This is a genomic window from Thioalkalivibrio sp. ALE21 (assembly GCF_003208255.1).
Lineage (GTDB): Bacteria > Pseudomonadota > Gammaproteobacteria > Ectothiorhodospirales > Ectothiorhodospiraceae > Thioalkalivibrio > Thioalkalivibrio halophilus.
The window spans coordinates 1-15,374 of sequence record NZ_QKMA01000027.1; the positions used below are offsets into that span (position 1 = coordinate 1).

The 15,374-nt window shown below is 63.2% G+C and carries 12 protein-coding genes, 1 tRNA gene and 1 pseudogene; all 14 read left to right on the forward strand.

The window, feature by feature from the left end:
• Window positions 1–111, forward strand: a pseudogene (locus D893_RS12905) (elongation factor Tu); the annotation flags it as partial.
• 76 nt (window positions 112–187) lie between these two features.
• A tRNA-Trp gene (locus tag D893_RS12910) sits at window positions 188–263 on the forward strand.
• A gap of 39 nt (window positions 264–302) precedes the next feature.
• The gene (gene secE, locus D893_RS12915) at window positions 303–668 is read left to right on the forward strand and encodes a preprotein translocase subunit SecE (RefSeq protein WP_018871341.1); all 366 of its coding nucleotides are present in this window, start codon (window positions 303–305) and stop codon (window positions 666–668) included.
• An 18-nt stretch (window positions 669–686) separates the two neighbouring features.
• Window positions 687–1,220: a transcription termination/antitermination protein NusG gene (nusG, locus tag D893_RS12920; RefSeq protein WP_019590452.1), complete on the forward strand. Its 534-nt coding sequence runs from the start codon at window positions 687–689 to the stop codon at window positions 1,218–1,220.
• Window positions 1,221–1,283: 63 nt separating this feature from the next.
• Window positions 1,284–1,715: a 50S ribosomal protein L11 gene (gene rplK / locus D893_RS12925; protein ID WP_018871343.1), complete on the forward strand. Its 432-nt coding sequence runs from the start codon at window positions 1,284–1,286 to the stop codon at window positions 1,713–1,715.
• A 1-nt stretch (window position 1,716) separates the two neighbouring features.
• Window positions 1,717–2,412 (forward strand): 50S ribosomal protein L1, encoded by a 696-nt coding sequence (gene rplA / locus D893_RS12930; protein WP_018871344.1) that lies wholly within the window; start codon window positions 1,717–1,719, stop codon window positions 2,410–2,412.
• 224 nt (window positions 2,413–2,636) lie between these two features.
• Window positions 2,637–3,158, forward strand: coding sequence for a 50S ribosomal protein L10 (gene rplJ / locus D893_RS12935; protein ID WP_018871345.1), 522 nt, complete (start codon window positions 2,637–2,639; stop codon window positions 3,156–3,158).
• A 70-nt stretch (window positions 3,159–3,228) separates the two neighbouring features.
• A complete protein-coding gene (gene rplL, locus D893_RS12940; protein WP_018947939.1) occupies window positions 3,229–3,612 on the forward strand; it encodes a 50S ribosomal protein L7/L12 in 384 nt (127 codons plus the stop codon).
• Between the two features lie 131 nt (window positions 3,613–3,743).
• Complete coding sequence (rpoB, locus tag D893_RS12945) at window positions 3,744–7,823, forward strand: DNA-directed RNA polymerase subunit beta (protein WP_110620009.1); 4,080 nt, start codon at window positions 3,744–3,746, stop codon at window positions 7,821–7,823.
• A gap of 70 nt (window positions 7,824–7,893) precedes the next feature.
• Window positions 7,894–12,141: a DNA-directed RNA polymerase subunit beta' gene (gene rpoC, locus D893_RS12950; RefSeq protein WP_110620010.1), complete on the forward strand. Its 4,248-nt coding sequence runs from the start codon at window positions 7,894–7,896 to the stop codon at window positions 12,139–12,141.
• Window positions 12,142–12,250: 109 nt separating this feature from the next.
• A complete protein-coding gene (gene rpsL, locus D893_RS12955) occupies window positions 12,251–12,628 on the forward strand; it encodes a 30S ribosomal protein S12 (RefSeq protein WP_018871349.1) in 378 nt (125 codons plus the stop codon).
• Window positions 12,629–12,655: 27 nt separating this feature from the next.
• Entirely contained in the window at window positions 12,656–13,123 is a 468-nt protein-coding gene (gene rpsG / locus D893_RS12960; RefSeq protein ID WP_018947936.1) for a 30S ribosomal protein S7, read from the forward strand.
• Window positions 13,124–13,141: 18 nt separating this feature from the next.
• Window positions 13,142–15,238: an elongation factor G gene (gene fusA, locus D893_RS12965; protein WP_110620011.1), complete on the forward strand. Its 2,097-nt coding sequence runs from the start codon at window positions 13,142–13,144 to the stop codon at window positions 15,236–15,238.
• A 40-nt stretch (window positions 15,239–15,278) separates the two neighbouring features.
• The coding region (locus D893_RS12970) for a GTP-binding protein (protein WP_018873918.1) at window positions 15,279–15,374 on the forward strand (96 nt) is incomplete at its 3' end.

The following is a 15,374-nucleotide window of genomic DNA, read 5'->3' on the forward strand; positions in this document are numbered from 1 at the left end:
ATGACGGTGTCGCTGATCAGCCCGATCGCCATGGAAGACGGTCTGCGTTTCGCGATTCGCGAAGGCGGCCGCACCGTGGGCGCCGGCGTCGTCTCGAAGATTATCGAGTGATAGACTGAGCAGTCAGCTGGCACGTCACCCGCGTTTGCACCCGCTGCAATTGCGGGTGTCTGCCTTCTACGATTACAGGCCAGTAGCTCAATTGGCAGAGCAGCGGTCTCCAAAACCGCAGGTTGGGGGTTCGAGTCCCTCCTGGCCTGCCATCTTTTACGATGGCGGCAAGCACCGGGTGAGACGATTTCATGACTGAACAATCGGAAGGCAGCGGCGCGCTGGATACTGTCAAGCTCGCCGTGGTCGTGGCCTTGCTCGTTGCCGGCGTCATGGGCTTCTACTGGTTCCAGGACGAATCGACCCTCGTGCGCGTGGTCGGTTTGCTTGCTGTCGTGGCCGTGGCCGCCGGGATCGGCATGACCACCTACAAAGGCCGACAGCTGAGCGCCTTCATGGGCAACGCCCGCACCGAAGTACGCAAGATGGTCTGGCCGACCCGTGTCGAAACGACCCAGACAACCCTGGTCGTGATCGCCGTCGTCATCGTGGTGGGGATCTTCCTCTGGCTCCTGGACATGTTCCTGGGGTGGTCCGTCAGTCGCTTCATCGGATAGGCATCAGGAATCTACCCCATGGCATTACGCTGGTACGTAGTACAGGCATTCTCCGGCTTCGAGTCCCAGGTCAAGCGGTCGCTGGAAGAACGCATCGAGCGCTTCGGGATGCAGGACCATTTTGGCCAGATCCTGGTCCCGACCGAAGAGGTCGTGGAGATGAAGGACGGCCAGAAGCGCAAGAGCGAGCGGAAATTCTTTCCGGGGTATGTGCTGGTCCAGATGGACTTCAGCGACGAAGCCTGGCACCTGGTGAAGGCGGTCCCTCGCGTCCTCGGATTCATCGGGGGAACGGCGGATCGCCCGGCGCCGATCAGCGAAAAGGAAGCCGAGGCCATCCTCAACCGCATGGAAGAGGGCGCGGAGAAGCCACGTCCGAAGGTCCTGTTTGAAGTTGGCGAGATGGTTCGCGTCATCGATGGGCCCTTCAACGACTTCAACGGTGTCGTCGAAGAGGTCAACTACGACAAGAGCCGTCTGCTGGTGGCCGTCCAGATATTCGGTCGTTCGACCCCGGTGGAGCTCGAGTTCCATCAGGTCGAGAAAACCTGACGCAGTGTGCGTTTAACACCTTGATCGGGGAGCCGCGAGGCGCCTGTACCCGAGGGAGTCAGCATGGCAAAGAAAATCGAAGCCTACATCAAGCTTCAGGTCGGGGCCGGCAAGGCCAATCCGAGCCCCCCCGTCGGCCCCGCGCTGGGTCAGCGCGGCGTGAACATCATGGAGTTCTGCAAGGCGTTCAACGCCGAGACCCAGGACATGGAGCCCGGTCTGCCGATCCCGGTGGTGATCACCGTGTATTCCGACCGTTCGTTCACCTTCGTGACCAAGACCCCGCCGGCACAGATCCTTCTGAAGAAGGCCGCCGGAATCCAGAGCGGTTCGGGTGAGCCGAACACCAAAAAGGTCGGAAAGGTCACGCGCGAGCAGCTGGAAGAGATTGCACGCGCCAAGGAACCGGATCTGACCGCCGCCGACATGGACGCCGCGGTCCGCACGATCGCCGGCAGCGCCCGCAGTATGGGCATCGACGTGGAGGGTCTCTGAGATGGCGAAGCTGAGCAAACGCATGCAGACGATCCGCGAGAAGGTGGAGCCGACTCGTGCGTATCCCGCCGATGAGGCCTTCTCCCTTCTGCGCGAGCTGGCCACCGCAAAATTCCGCGAGTCCGTCGACGTCGCCGTGAATCTGGGCGTGGATCCGCGGAAATCCGACCAGGTCGTGCGCGGCTCCACGGTCCTCCCGCACGGCAACGGCAAGACCGTTCGCGTGGCGGTGTTCACCCAGGGCGATAACGCGGATGCCGCCAAAGAGGCCGGCGCGGATGTGGTCGGCATGGATGACCTTGCCGAACAGGTCAAGGCCGGTCAGCTGGATTTCGACGTGGTGATCGCCTCCCCCGATGCGATGCGCGTGGTGGGGCAACTGGGCCAGATCCTCGGTCCGCGCGGTCTGATGCCCAACCCCAAGGTCGGTACCGTGACGCCGGATGTGGCCACGGCGGTGACCAACGCCAAGGGCGGGCAGGTCCGCTACCGCACGGACAAGGGCGGCATCGTCCACTGCACGATCGGCGCGGCCGACTTCGAGGCGGATGCCCTGAAGGACAACCTGAACGCGCTGCTGCAGGATCTGATCAAGATGAAGCCGGCGACCTCCAAGGGCCAGTACGTGCGTGGAGTCACGGTCTCGACGACGATGGGCCCCGGGCTGAAGGTCGACGGCGCCACCCTCAATCTCTGATTCCGCCGTACGCGGCGGAATCCAATGCTTTGGTCGGCTGTCGCGCGAGCGGCACGCCATCCAAGACCGCAGGCGGGCCGCATGGCGGCGCTTAATAGCCCAGCCTGCGCAGATGGTGTCACCCGATTCAGGAATGGCCTGCGACGGGAGCACCTGAGTACCGGTCTTCGGACCGGTTCACGACCATCTCCGGATGGTCTCAACAGAGGAGAGTCAACGTGGCTTTGAATCTCGATGACAAGAAGCAGATTGTCACGGAACTGGCTGCGATTGCTGCCTCGGCGCACTCCGCGGTGGGTGCGGAATATCGAGGTCTCTCGGTCGCGCAGATGACCGAGCTGCGCAAGCAGGCTCGGGAGCAGGATGTTTATCTGCGCGTGGTGAAGAACAATCTCGCCAAGCGTGCGCTGGCGGGCACGGACTTCGAGTGCATGCAGCCCGAGCTGCATGGGCCGTTGGTTCTGGCCTTCAGCCTGGAGGAGCCATCCTCCGCCGCGCGTCTGGTGCGTGATTTCGCCAAGACCAACGATCAGCTGAAAGCACGGATGGTGTCCTTCGGCGGCGAGTTGATGGGGGCGAACGATCTCGAACGCCTCGCCAGCCTGCCGACCCGCGAAGAGGCCCTGAGCCAGCTGATGGCCACGATGCGCGCACCGCTCGACAAGTTCGCCCGCACCGTCAACGAGGTGCCCGGCAAACTGGTGCGTACCGTTGCAGCGATCCGCGATCAGAAGCAGGCAGCCTGATCCCGGTTCCTGGAATCCTATTCGCTAGCACATTTCTGAATGCGGGCAGCCCCGCAGGGAGAACCTACTAATGGCCGTTTCGAAAGAAGATATCCTGGAAGCCATCGGCAACATGACGGTCCTCGAAATCGTGGACCTGATTGGCGAGATGGAAGAGAAGTTCGGCGTGACCGCGGCTGCTGCCGTGGCCGCAGCCCCGGCCGCCGCCGGCGGTGGTGAAGGTGGCGGCGGTGAAGCCGAGAAGGACGAGTTCGACGTCGTCATGTCCGGCTTCGGCGACAACAAGGTTGGTGTCATCAAGGTCGTGCGCGGCCTGACCGGTCTGGGCCTGAAGGAAGCCAAGGAGATGGTCGAAGGCGTGCCCGCCACCGTGAAGGAAGGCGCGGCCAAGGAAGAAGCCGAGAAGATGAAGGCGGAGCTGGAAGAAGCCGGCGCGTCCGTCGAGCTGAAGTAACAAGGGCGTTACGCCCGTTGTCAGACGTGTCCGTCACGGGCATGCGGAGCTGGCGGCTGCGAGGCCGTCAGCTTCCGCCCGTGGTGGCGCGGATTTATTGCGCGTTGTTCTGCTAGCCCCCGAGGTATTCCATGTCCCTCAGTTATACCGAAAAGAAACGCATCCGCAAGGATTTCGGGAAGCGTCCCCAGATCCTGGACGTTCCGTATCTGCTGGAGACCCAGCTCACCTCCTACCGCAATTTCCTCCAGGAGGACCGGGGTGCGGACAGTCGCGAAGGACTCGGTCTGCACGCGGCGTTTCAGTCGGTATTTCCCATTGTCAGTTACTCCGGTCACGTTCAGCTGGAGTATGTCAGCTATCGGCTCGGCGAGCCGGTCTTCGACGTCAAGGAATGCCAGATCCGCGGCGTGACCTATGCGGCCCCGCTGCGTGTGCTGCTGCGGCTGGTGATTCACGACAAGGATGCGCCTGCCGGCTCCACCGTGGTGAAGGAGGTGAAGGAGCAGGAGGTCTACATGGGCGAACTGCCCCTGATGACCGAAAACGGCACCTTCGTGATCAACGGTACCGAGCGGGTGATCGTTTCCCAGCTGCACCGTTCGCCCGGGGTGTTCTTCGACTCCGACAAGGGCAAGACCCAGGGAAGCTCGCAGAAGCTGCTGTACAACGCACGCATCATCCCGTACCGCGGTTCGTGGCTCGATTTCGAGTTCGATGCCAAGGACGGGGTGTATGTCCGGATTGACCGTCGCCGGAAGCTGCCGGCCTCCATCCTGCTGCGTGCACTGGGGATGGACACCGAGCAGATCCTGGAGACGTTCTTTGATTTCAGCCGGGTGACCCTTGACGAAAATGGCGGCGAGCTGGATCTGATCCCCGAACGTCTGCGGGGGGAAACCGCGGTGGTGGACATCACCGACGGCGACAAGGTCATCGTGGAGGCCGGTCGGCGGATTACGCCGCGGCACATCCGCGAGATCGAGAAGGCCGGGATTCGTACGCTGCACCTCCCGGACGAAAATCTTGTGGGTCGCGTGCTCGCGCGGACGATTATGGATCCGTCCACCGGGGAGGTGATCGGCAACCCGAACGATGCCCTGACCCAGGATCTGCTGGACCGGCTTCGGGCCGAAGGGATTCAGCAGTTCGACACGATCTACACGAACGAGTACGACCATGGGCCGTACATGTCCGACACATTGCGGCTGGATCCGACCAAGACCCAGCTGGAGGCACAGGTCGAGATCTATCGCGTGATGCGTCCGGGCGAGCCGCCGACCAAGGATGCCGCGGAGAACCTGTTCGCGAACCTGTTCTTCTCGGAAGACCGCTATGATCTTTCGGCCGTCGGCCGCATGAAGTTCAATCGCCGCGTCGGTCGTGATACCGATGAAGGCGAGGGGGTGCTGTCCACGGACGATATCCTCGACGTGCTCAAGGTCCTGATCGATCTGCGCAACGGCAAGGGCCGTACCGACGACATTGACCACCTTGGCAATCGTCGCATCCGGTCGGTGGGCGAAATGGCGGAGAATCAGTTCCGCCTGGGGCTGGTCCGCGTCGAGCGCGCGGTCAAGGAACGTCTGACCGTCGCGGAGAGCGAGGGGCTGATGCCGCAGGAACTGATCAATGCCAAGCCGGTGGCGGCTGCGATCAAGGAATTCTTCGGCTCCAGCCAGCTCTCGCAGTTCATGGACCAGAACAACCCCCTCTCCGAGGTGACCCACAAGCGCCGGATCTCCGCGCTGGGTCCGGGCGGTCTGACGCGCGAACGCGCGGGCTTCGAAGTGCGGGACGTGCATCCGACGCATTACGGGCGGGTATGCCCGATCGAGACTCCGGAAGGACCGAACATCGGTCTGATCAACTCGCTGGCGGTGTATGCGCGGACCAACCGTTACGGCTTCCTCGAGACGCCTTATCGCAAGGTCGAGGACGGGCGCGTCACCGATGAGATCGCCTATCTCTCGGCCATCGAGGAAAGCCAGTACGTGATCGCGCAGGCGAACGCGGCCATGGACGAGGGCGGTCGCCTGACCGATGACCTGGTGTCCTGCCGGTACCAGGAAGAGTTCACGATCTCCTCGCCGGACAAGATCCAGTACATGGATATCTCGCCGAAGCAGATTGTTTCGGTAGCCGCCGCGCTGTTGCCGTTCCTGGAGCATGACGACGCGAACCGCGCCCTGATGGGCGCCAACATGCAGCGCCAGGCGGTTCCGTGCCTGCGCTCGGACAAGCCACTGGTGGGGACGGGTATCGAGCGTACCGTGGCCATCGACTCCGGATCGGCGATTGTCGCCCGGCGGGGCGGCACCGTGGATTCCGCGGACGCCGGACGTGTGGTCGTGCGGGTCAATGACGACGAGACCCAGCCGGGCGAACCGGGCGTGGATATCTACAATCTGACCAAGTATTCGCGCTCGAACCAGAACACCGCGATCAACCAGCGTCCGCTGGTGGCCGTTGGTGACGAAATCGCGCGTGGCGATGTGCTGGCCGACGGTTCCTCCACGGACATGGGCGACCTGGCGCTGGGCCAGAATATGATGGTCGCGTTCATGCCCTGGAACGGTTACAACTTCGAGGACTCGATCCTGATCTCGGAGCGTGCGGTTCACGAGGATCGCTACACCACCATCCACATCGAGGAGCTCAACTGCACCGCGCGTGACACCAAGCTCGGGCAGGAAGAGGTGACGGCGGACATCCCCAATGTCTCCGAGTCGCTGCTGTCCAAGCTGGACGAGTCCGGTGTGGTGTACGTGGGTGCCGAGGTGAAGCCGGGCGACATCCTGGTCGGGAAGGTGACGCCCAAGGGCGAGACCCAGCTGACGCCGGAAGAGAAACTGCTGCGTGCGATCTTCGGCGAGAAGGCGTCGGACGTGAAGGATACGTCCCTGCGCGTCCCGTCGGGCGTCGAGGGAACGGTCATTGACGTTCGCGTGTTCACGCGGGACGGCGTCGAGAAGGACGCCCGGGCCAAGTCGATCGAAGAAGACGACATGGCCGCGGTGCGCAAGGACCTGCGGGATCAGCTGCGGATCTACGAGGACGACATCTTTGCGCGGATGGAGAAGCTCCTGGTCAACAAGACCGCCGCAGGCGGGCCCGACGGGCTGGGAGACGGCTCCAGGGTGACCAAGAAATACCTGCAGGGCCTGTCGCGTGACCAGTGGTTCGAGATCCGCCTGCAGGATGATGACGTGAATGCCCAGCTGGAGGACCTCGGGCGTCAGCTCAAGGACCAGAAAACGGCGTTTGACGAAAAGGTCGAGCACCAGAAGGCGAAGCTGGCCGCGGGTGACGACCTGCCGCCGGGCGTGCAGAAGATGGTCAAGGTCTACGTGGCCGTGAAGCGTCGTCTGCAGCCGGGCGACAAGATGGCCGGTCGCCACGGGAACAAGGGCGTGATCTCGATGATCGTGCCGGAAGAAGACATGCCGTTCCTGGATGACGGGACGCCGGTGGACGTGGTCCTGAACCCGCTGGGTGTGCCTTCGCGCATGAACGTCGGGCAGGTGCTCGAGGTCCATCTTGGGTGGGCCGCGAAGGGGCTGGGCGACAAGATCAACCGCATGCTCGAGGCGCAATCCGAGATCGCGAAGCTGCGCGAATTCCTGGACCGCATCTACAACCACCGTGATCGCAAGGTCAACCTGGATGAACTCTCGGACACCGAGATCCTGACCCTGTGCCGGAACCTGCGGGGCGGCGTGCCCATGGCTACCCCGGTGTTCGACGGTGCGGCCGAGGAAGAGATCAAGGAGATGCTGCGGCTCGCCGATCTGCCCGAAACGGGTCAGGCGACCCTGTACGACGGTCGGACCGGGGAGGCCTTCGATCGCCCGGTGACGGTGGGCTACATGCATATGCTCAAGCTCAACCACCTGGTCGACGACAAGATGCACGCGCGCTCCACCGGCCCGTACTCGCTGGTGACCCAGCAGCCGCTGGGCGGCAAGGCGCAGTTCGGTGGCCAGCGCTTCGGCGAGATGGAGGTCTGGGCGCTGGAGGCCTACGGCGCTGCCTACACCCTGCAGGAAATGCTGACGGTGAAGGCGGACGACGTGCAGGGCCGCAACAAGATGTACAAGAACATCGTCGACGGCGAGCACCAGATGGAAGCCAATGTGCCCGAGTCCTTCAACGTGCTGATGAAGGAAATCAAGGCGCTGGGCATCAACATCGAGCTCGAGCAGGACTGACCCGCTCCGTTCGCAACGTGATCCGAAGGGGCGCCGCGCGCCCCTCGAAAACTAGCTGTGAGGCAAGTGAATGAAAGACCTCCTGAATCTGTTCAAGCAGCAGACCCAGCCGGAAGAGTTTGACGCCATCCGGATTGGCCTGGCGTCCTCCGACCAGGTGCGCTCCTGGTCGTTCGGCGAAGTGAAAAAGCCGGAGACGATCAACTACCGCACCTTCAAGCCGGAGCGGGACGGGCTGTTCTGTGCCAAGATCTTTGGCCCGGTGAAGGATTACGAGTGCCTGTGCGGCAAGTACAAGCGCCTGAAGCACCGGGGCGTGGTGTGCGAGAAGTGTGGCGTCGAGGTGACCCAGACCAAGGTGCGCCGCGAGCGCATGGGGCACATCGATCTGGCCTCCCCGGTTGCGCATATCTGGTATCTGAAGAGCCTGCCGTCGCGCATCGGCCTGCTGCTGGACATGACCCTGAAGGACATCGAGAAGGTGCTGTACTTCGAGTCCTTCATCGTGACCGACCCGGGGTTCACCACCCTGGAGAAGCGTCAGCTCCTGACCGACGAGGAGTACCTCGAGGCGATGGAGGAGCACGGTGACGACTTCACCGCGATGATGGGTGCGGAAGCGGTCCTGAGCCTTCTGAAGGAGCTGGATCTGCAGTCCGAAGCCGCGCGCATGCGCCAGGAACTGTCGGAGACCGGTTCCGAAACCAAGATCAAGCGCCTCGGCAAGCGCCTGAAGCTGATCGAGTCGTTCCTGGAGTCCGGCAACAAGCCGGAGTGGATGATCATGGACGTGCTGCCGGTGCTGCCGCCGGACCTGCGTCCGCTGGTGCCGCTGGACGGCGGTCGCTTCGCGACTTCCGACCTGAACGACCTGTACCGCCGTGTGATCAATCGCAACAATCGTCTGCGTCGTCTGCTGGAGCTGAATGCCCCGGACATCATCGTGCGCAACGAAAAGCGCATGCTGCAGGAGTCCGTGGACGCGCTGCTGGACAATGGCCGCCGCGGCCGTGCCATCACCGGTACCAACAAGCGCCCGCTGAAGTCCCTGGCCGACATGATCAAGGGCAAGCAGGGCCGCTTCCGCCAGAACCTGCTCGGCAAGCGCGTCGACTACTCCGGTCGTTCCGTGATCGTTGTGGGTCCGACCCTGCGGCTGCACCAGTGCGGCCTGCCCAAGCGCATGGCGCTGGAGCTGTTCAAGCCGTTCATCTTCGGCAAGCTGCAGCGGCGCGGCCTCGCCACCACCATCAAGGCCGCCAAGAAGGCCGTGGAGAAGGAAGGCCCCGAGGTCTGGGACATCCTCGAAGAGGTGATCCGCGAGCACCCGGTGATGCTGAACCGCGCGCCGACCCTGCACCGCCTGGGCATCCAGGCGTTCGAGCCGGTGCTGATCGAGGGCAAGGCGATCCAGCTGCATCCGCTGGTCTGTGCCGCGTTTAACGCCGACTTCGACGGTGACCAGATGGCCGTGCACGTGCCGCTGTCGCTGGAGGCGCAGCTGGAGGCGCGCACGCTGATGCTGTCCTCCAACAACGTACTGTCCCCGGCCAATGGCGAGCCCATTATTGTTCCGTCGCAGGACATTGTGCTCGGCCTTTATTACCTGTCGCGGGAGAAGGTCAACGCGCGGGGCGAAGGCATGGTGTTCGCCGACGTTGACGAGGTGCATCGCGCCTACGAGAACGGCAAGGTCGATCTGCATGCGCGCGTCACCGTGCGCATGGAGGACCCGCACGCCGAACATGCCGAGAGCGAGAGCGAGCGCCCGCGCGTGCGTCTGGAGACCACGGTCGGGCGGGCGATCCTGTCCCGGGTCATGCCGCGCGGACTGCCCTTCGAGCTGATCGATCAGGAGCTGGACAAGAAGAGCATCTCGCACCTGATCAATGCCTGCTACCGCCGCCTGGGCCTCAAGGACACCGTGGTGTTCGCGGACCAGCTGATGTATGCCGGTTTCTACTACTCCACCCGTGCCGGCGTGTCCTTCTGCGCGGATGACATGGTGATCCCGGACGAAAAGCAGCCGATCCTGGAGAATGCCGAGGAGCAGGTGAAGGAAATCGAGGAGCAGTACGCCTCGGGCCTGGTCACCAAGGGCGAGCGCTACAACAAGGTCGTGGACATCTGGGCGCACTGCAACGACCAGGTGGCGAAATCGATGATGGAGCACCTCGGCAAGGAAGAGGTGACGAATCGCGACGGCGAAGTGGTCGAGCAGCGTGCGTTCAACTCGATCTTCATGATGGCCGACTCCGGCGCGCGCGGATCCGCCGCGCAGATTCGCCAGCTGGCGGGCATGCGCGGCCTGATGGCCAAGCCGGACGGGTCCATCATCGAGACGCCCATCACCGCGAACTTCCGCGAGGGTCTCAACGTCCTGCAGTACTTCATCTCGACCCACGGCGCCCGCAAGGGCCTGGCGGATACGGCGCTGAAGACCGCCAACTCGGGGTACCTCACGCGTCGCCTGGTGGACGTGTCGCAGGACGTGGTGGTGACCGAGCCGGACTGCGGTACCGAACAGGGCCTCCTGATGAAGCCGATCATCGAGGGCGGCGATGTGGTCGAACCGCTGCGCGACCGCGTGCTTGGTCGCACGGTGGCGGTGGACATCCTGCGCCCGGGCACCGACGAGGTGCTGGTGCCGAAGGACACCCTGCTCGATGAGGCGATGGTGGATCAGCTCGATGCCGCGGGCGTTGACGAGGTCCTGGTGCGCTCGGCGATTACTTGCGAGACCCGGCAGGGTATCTGCGCCAAATGCTACGGGCGCGACCTGGCGCGCGGCCACGAGGTCAACTCGGGTGAATCGGTGGGGGTCATCGCGGCCCAGTCGATCGGCGAGCCCGGAACCCAGCTGACCATGCGTACGTTCCATATCGGGGGTGCTGCGTCCCGCGCTGTCACGGTCAGTGCGATCCAGGTCAAGAATGCCGGGCACATCCGTCTCCACAACATCAAGACCGTGGAGCACAAGTCCGGCAACCTGGTGGCGGTGTCGCGTTCCGGAGAACTGGGAGTGATCGACGAGGCCGGCCGTGAGCGCGAGCGCTACAAGGTTCCCTATGGCGCGACGATCATGGTCCATGAGGGCAATGCGGTCGAAGCCGGTCAGGAAATTGCCACCTGGGATCCGCATACCCACCCGATCGTGACCGAAGTGGCGGGTACCGTGAAGCTCGCGGATTTCATCGAAAACGTGACGGTGACGAAGGAGACGGACGAGTTCACCGGCCTGTCCTCCAACGTGGTCCTCGATCCCAAGAGCCGGAGCTCCGCCGGCAAGGATCTGCGGCCCACGGTCAAGCTGCTGGATGACGCCGGGAACGAGGTCTACATCCCGGGGACGGACATGCCCGCGCAGTACATGCTGCCGGCCAACGCGATCTTCAACCTGGAAGACAATGCGCGGGTCGAGGTGGGTGACGTCATTGCGCGCCTGCCGCAGGAGTCTTCGAAGACCCGTGACATCACCGGCGGTCTGCCGCGCGTCGCCGACCTGTTCGAGGCGCGCAAGCCCAAGGAACCGGCGATCCTGGCCGAGCTGTCCGGTACGGTTTCGTTCGGGAAGGAAACCAAGGGCAAGCAGCGTCTGATCATCACTCCGGACCGGGGCGACGCCCACGAGATGCTGATCGCCAAACAGCGGACCGTGAACGTGTTCGAGGGCGAGCGTGTCGAGCAGGGCGAAGTGATCGTCGATGGCGAACTGGATCCGCACGATATCCTCCGCCTCAGGGGCGTCACCGCGCTCGCGGAATATCAGGTGCAGGAGATCCAGGATGTCTATCGCCTGCAGGGCGTGAAGATCAATGACAAGCACATCGAAGTCGTCGTCCGGCAGATGCTGCGCAAGGTCAACATCCTGGACCCCGGCGATACACGTTTCCTGTCGGGCGACCAGGTGGACCGCACTCGGGTCCTCGAGGAGAACGAGAAGCTGTCTACCGACCAGCAGCCGGCAACCTACGAACGTGTGCTTCTGGGGATTACCAAGGCCTCGCTCGTGACGGAATCGTTCATCTCTGCGGCCTCTTTCCAGGAAACGACGCGGGTGCTGACCGAGGCCTCGACGCGCGGCGCGCGGGACGACCTGCGCGGGCTCAAGGAGAACGTGATCGTGGGCCGCTTGATTCCCGCGGGGACCGGGTTGGCCTATCACAAGGAACGCCGCCGCAGGCGGGCTCTCGAAATGCCCGAATTCGAAACGGTGGGCGATAGCGCACCGGAAGCCGAACCGGCCGAAGGGCCGTCGGCAGGGCCGGAGGGCGAGCCCGGCGGCGACAGCGGAGCATCGGGTCATTCCGTGCAGTGATGCGGAATCGAGTTGACAGTCAAGAGGGCGCGCATTAAACTTCCGCTCCCTCGACAGGCCGGTCTCGGCACCGGCCTGTCGTTATTTTTAGGCTAGGAGAAAGGGTTTCATGGCCACGATCAACCAGTTGGTACGAAAGCCGCGCAAGCGGCCGGTCGAGAAGAGCGACGTGCCGGCGCTTCAGGGTTCGCCGCAGAAGCGCGGTGTATGCACCCGTGTCTACACCACCACGCCCAAAAAGCCGAACTCGGCGCTGCGCAAGGTTGCGCGCGTGCGGCTGACCAACGGTTACGAGGTCAGCTCCTATATCGGTGGCGAAGGGCACAACCTGCAGGAACACTCCGTGGTCCTGATTCGTGGTGGTCGTGTGAAGGACCTCCCGGGTGTGCGCTATCACACGGTCCGCGGAAGCCTGGACACCCAGGGCGTGCAGAAGCGCGCGAAGGGTCGTTCCAAGTACGGGACCAAGCGTCCGAAGAAATCCTAACCGTGTTCAAGTCCGGGAACTGAAACAATGTCGAGAAGAGCAGCCGCACCCAAGCGTCACATCCTCCCCGATCCGAAATTCGGGAGCGATCGTCTGGCGAAGTTCATCAATACCGTCATGCGGGATGGCAAGAAGTCCGTCGCCGAGCGGGTCGTCTATGGCGCGCTGGACCAGATCGAGTCCAAGCAGGGTGACGGCCTGGGCGCGCTGGAGCGTGCGCTCGACAACGTGCGTCCGCGGGTCGAGGTGAAGGGCCGCCGGGTCGGCGGGGCGACGTACCAGGTTCCCGTCGAGGTGCGTTCGGTCCGTCAGGACGCACTGGCGATGCGCTGGGTGGTCGAGGCGGCGCGCAAGCGCGGCGAGCGCACCATGGCCATGAAGCTGGCCGGCGAGCTGATGGATGCGGCCGACAGCAAGGGATCCGCCGTCAAAAAGCGCGAAGACACTCACCGGATGGCGGATGCCAACAAGGCATTCGCGCACTTCCGCTGGTAAGAACGAAGAGGCACCTCAGTGGCACGCAAGACCCCCATCAAGCGCTATCGCAATATCGGCATCAGCGCGCATATCGACGCCGGCAAGACCACGACGACCGAGCGCATCCTGTTCTACACCGGTCTGTCGCACAAGATCGGTGAGGTGCATGACGGCGCCGCCGTGATGGACTGGATGGATCAGGAGCAGGAACGCGGGATTACCATTACCTCCGCGGCGACGACCTCGTTCTGGTCCGGCATGGCCAAGCAGTTCCCCGAGCACCGCATCAACATCATCGATACGCCGGGGCACGTGGACTTCACGATCGAAGTGGAGCGTTCCATGCGTGTGCTGGATGGTGCTTGTATGGTCTATTGCGCCGTCGGTGGCGTTCAGCCGCAGTCGGAGACCGTGTGGCGCCAGGCCACAAAGTACGAAGTGCCGCGGATCGCGTTCGTCAACAAGATGGACCGCGCCGGTGCCGACTACGAACGCGTCTACAATCAGATGCGCGAGCGCCTGAAGGCCAATCCCGTGCCGATCCAAATCCCGATCGGTTCGGAAGACGCCTTTGCGGGGGTGATCGACCTGGTGAAGATGCAGGCGATCCACTGGCATGACGACAACTATGGCATCAGCTTCGATTACGGCGAGATCCCGGACGACCTGAAGGCCGACGCCGAGAAGTGGCGCGAGAACCTGGTCGAATCCGCCGCCGAGGCCTCGGAAGAGCTGATGGAGAAATACCTCGGCGAGGGCGAGCTGACAGAGGAAGACATCAAGGCCGCGCTGCGCAAGCGCACGCTGGACCTCGAGATCGTGCCGATGATGTGCGGCTCCGCGTTCAAGAACAAGGGTGTCCAGGCGATGCTGGACGCCGTGGTTGAATACTTGCCGTCGCCGGAAGAAGTGAAGGCGATCAAGGGAGTCAAGGCCGGTACGGAAGAGCCGATCGAAAAGAAGGCGACCGACGAAGAACCGTTCGCGGGTCTGGCCTTCAAGCTGATGAGCGATCCCTACGTCGGGAGCCTGACGTTCGTTCGCGTCTACTCGGGCGTGGTGAAGGCCGGCGACACGGTGCTGAACACGCAGAACAACCGTCGCGAGCGGATCGGGCGCATACTGCAGATGCATTCGAACAGTCGCGAAGAGATCCCGGAGCTGCGTGCCGGCGACATTGGCGCGGTGGTTGGCCTGAAGGATCTTTACACCGGGACCACGCTTTGCTCGCCCGACGATCCGGTCGAACTCGAGCGCATGGAGTTCCCGGATCCGGTGATTTCCATCGCGGTCGAGCCGAAGACGAAGACCGACCAGGAAAAGATGGGAATGGCGCTGAACAAGCTGGCGCAGGAAGACCCGTCGTTCCAGGTGCGGACGGATGAAGAGTCCGGACAGACCATTATTTCCGGCATGGGCGAGCTGCATCTCGAGGTGCTGGTCGATCGCCTCAAGCGGGAATTCAAGGTCGAGGCCAACGTGGGCCAGCCCCAGGTGGCGTACCGCGAGACCATCACGAAGTCGATCGAGCAGGAAGGCAAGTTCGTCAAGCAGTCCGGCGGACGCGGTCAGTACGGTCATGTCTGGCTGCGGATCGAGCCGCAGGAGCCGGGTGTCGGTTTCGAGTTCAAGAACGAGATCGTCGGCGGCGTCGTGCCGAAGGATTACATCCCCGCGGTGCAGAAGGGGATCGAAGAGCAGATGCGCAATGGCGTGCTCGCTGGCTACCCCATCGAGGATGTCAAGGTCAGTCTCTTCGACGGCTCCTATCACGACGTCGACTCGAACGAGAACGCCTTCAAGGTCGCGGCCTCCATGGCCTTCAAGGAGGGGGCCCTGCGTGCCGGGGCGGTGCTGCTCGAGCCGATGATGAAGGTCGAGGTGGAGACCCCCGAGGAGTACATGGGTGACGTGATGGGCGACCTTAACGGCCGTCGGGGCCTGGTGCGCGGCATGGAAGATGTTGCCGGCCAGAAGCTTCTGCACGCGGAGGTCCCGCTGTCGGAAATGTTCGGGTACTCGACCCAGCTGCGCTCGCTGACCCAGGGCCGGGCCACGTATTCGATGGAATTCGAGAAATACTCCGAGGCGCCGGCCCAGATCGCCGACGCCGTGGCCCGCAAGGCGTCCTGATACCGCCATTCCGTAGAGAACGATTTAAGAGGTCTTAGCTGTGTCCAAGGAAAAGTTCGAACGCAAGAAGCCGCACGTGAATGTGGGGACGATTGGTCATGTGGACCACGGGAAGACGACGCTGACGGCGGCGTTG

What these genes read in the sequence shown, in the direction of transcription:
- secE (WP_018871341.1), top strand. Translation starts at nt 303, where the DNA reads ATGACTGAACAATCGGAAGGCAGCGGCGCGCTGGATACTGTCAAGCTC.
- nusG (WP_019590452.1), top strand. Translation starts at nt 687, where the DNA reads ATGGCATTACGCTGGTACGTAGTACAGGCATTCTCCGGCTTCGAGTCC.
- rplK (WP_018871343.1), top strand. Translation starts at nt 1,284, where the DNA reads ATGGCAAAGAAAATCGAAGCCTACATCAAGCTTCAGGTCGGGGCCGGC.
- rplA (WP_018871344.1), top strand. Translation starts at nt 1,717, where the DNA reads ATGGCGAAGCTGAGCAAACGCATGCAGACGATCCGCGAGAAGGTGGAG.
- rplL (WP_018947939.1), top strand. Translation starts at nt 3,229, where the DNA reads ATGGCCGTTTCGAAAGAAGATATCCTGGAAGCCATCGGCAACATGACG.
- rpoB (WP_110620009.1), top strand. Translation starts at nt 3,744, where the DNA reads ATGTCCCTCAGTTATACCGAAAAGAAACGCATCCGCAAGGATTTCGGG.
- rpoC (WP_110620010.1), top strand. Translation starts at nt 7,894, where the DNA reads ATGAAAGACCTCCTGAATCTGTTCAAGCAGCAGACCCAGCCGGAAGAG.
- rpsL (WP_018871349.1), top strand. Translation starts at nt 12,251, where the DNA reads ATGGCCACGATCAACCAGTTGGTACGAAAGCCGCGCAAGCGGCCGGTC.
- rpsG (WP_018947936.1), top strand. Translation starts at nt 12,656, where the DNA reads ATGTCGAGAAGAGCAGCCGCACCCAAGCGTCACATCCTCCCCGATCCG.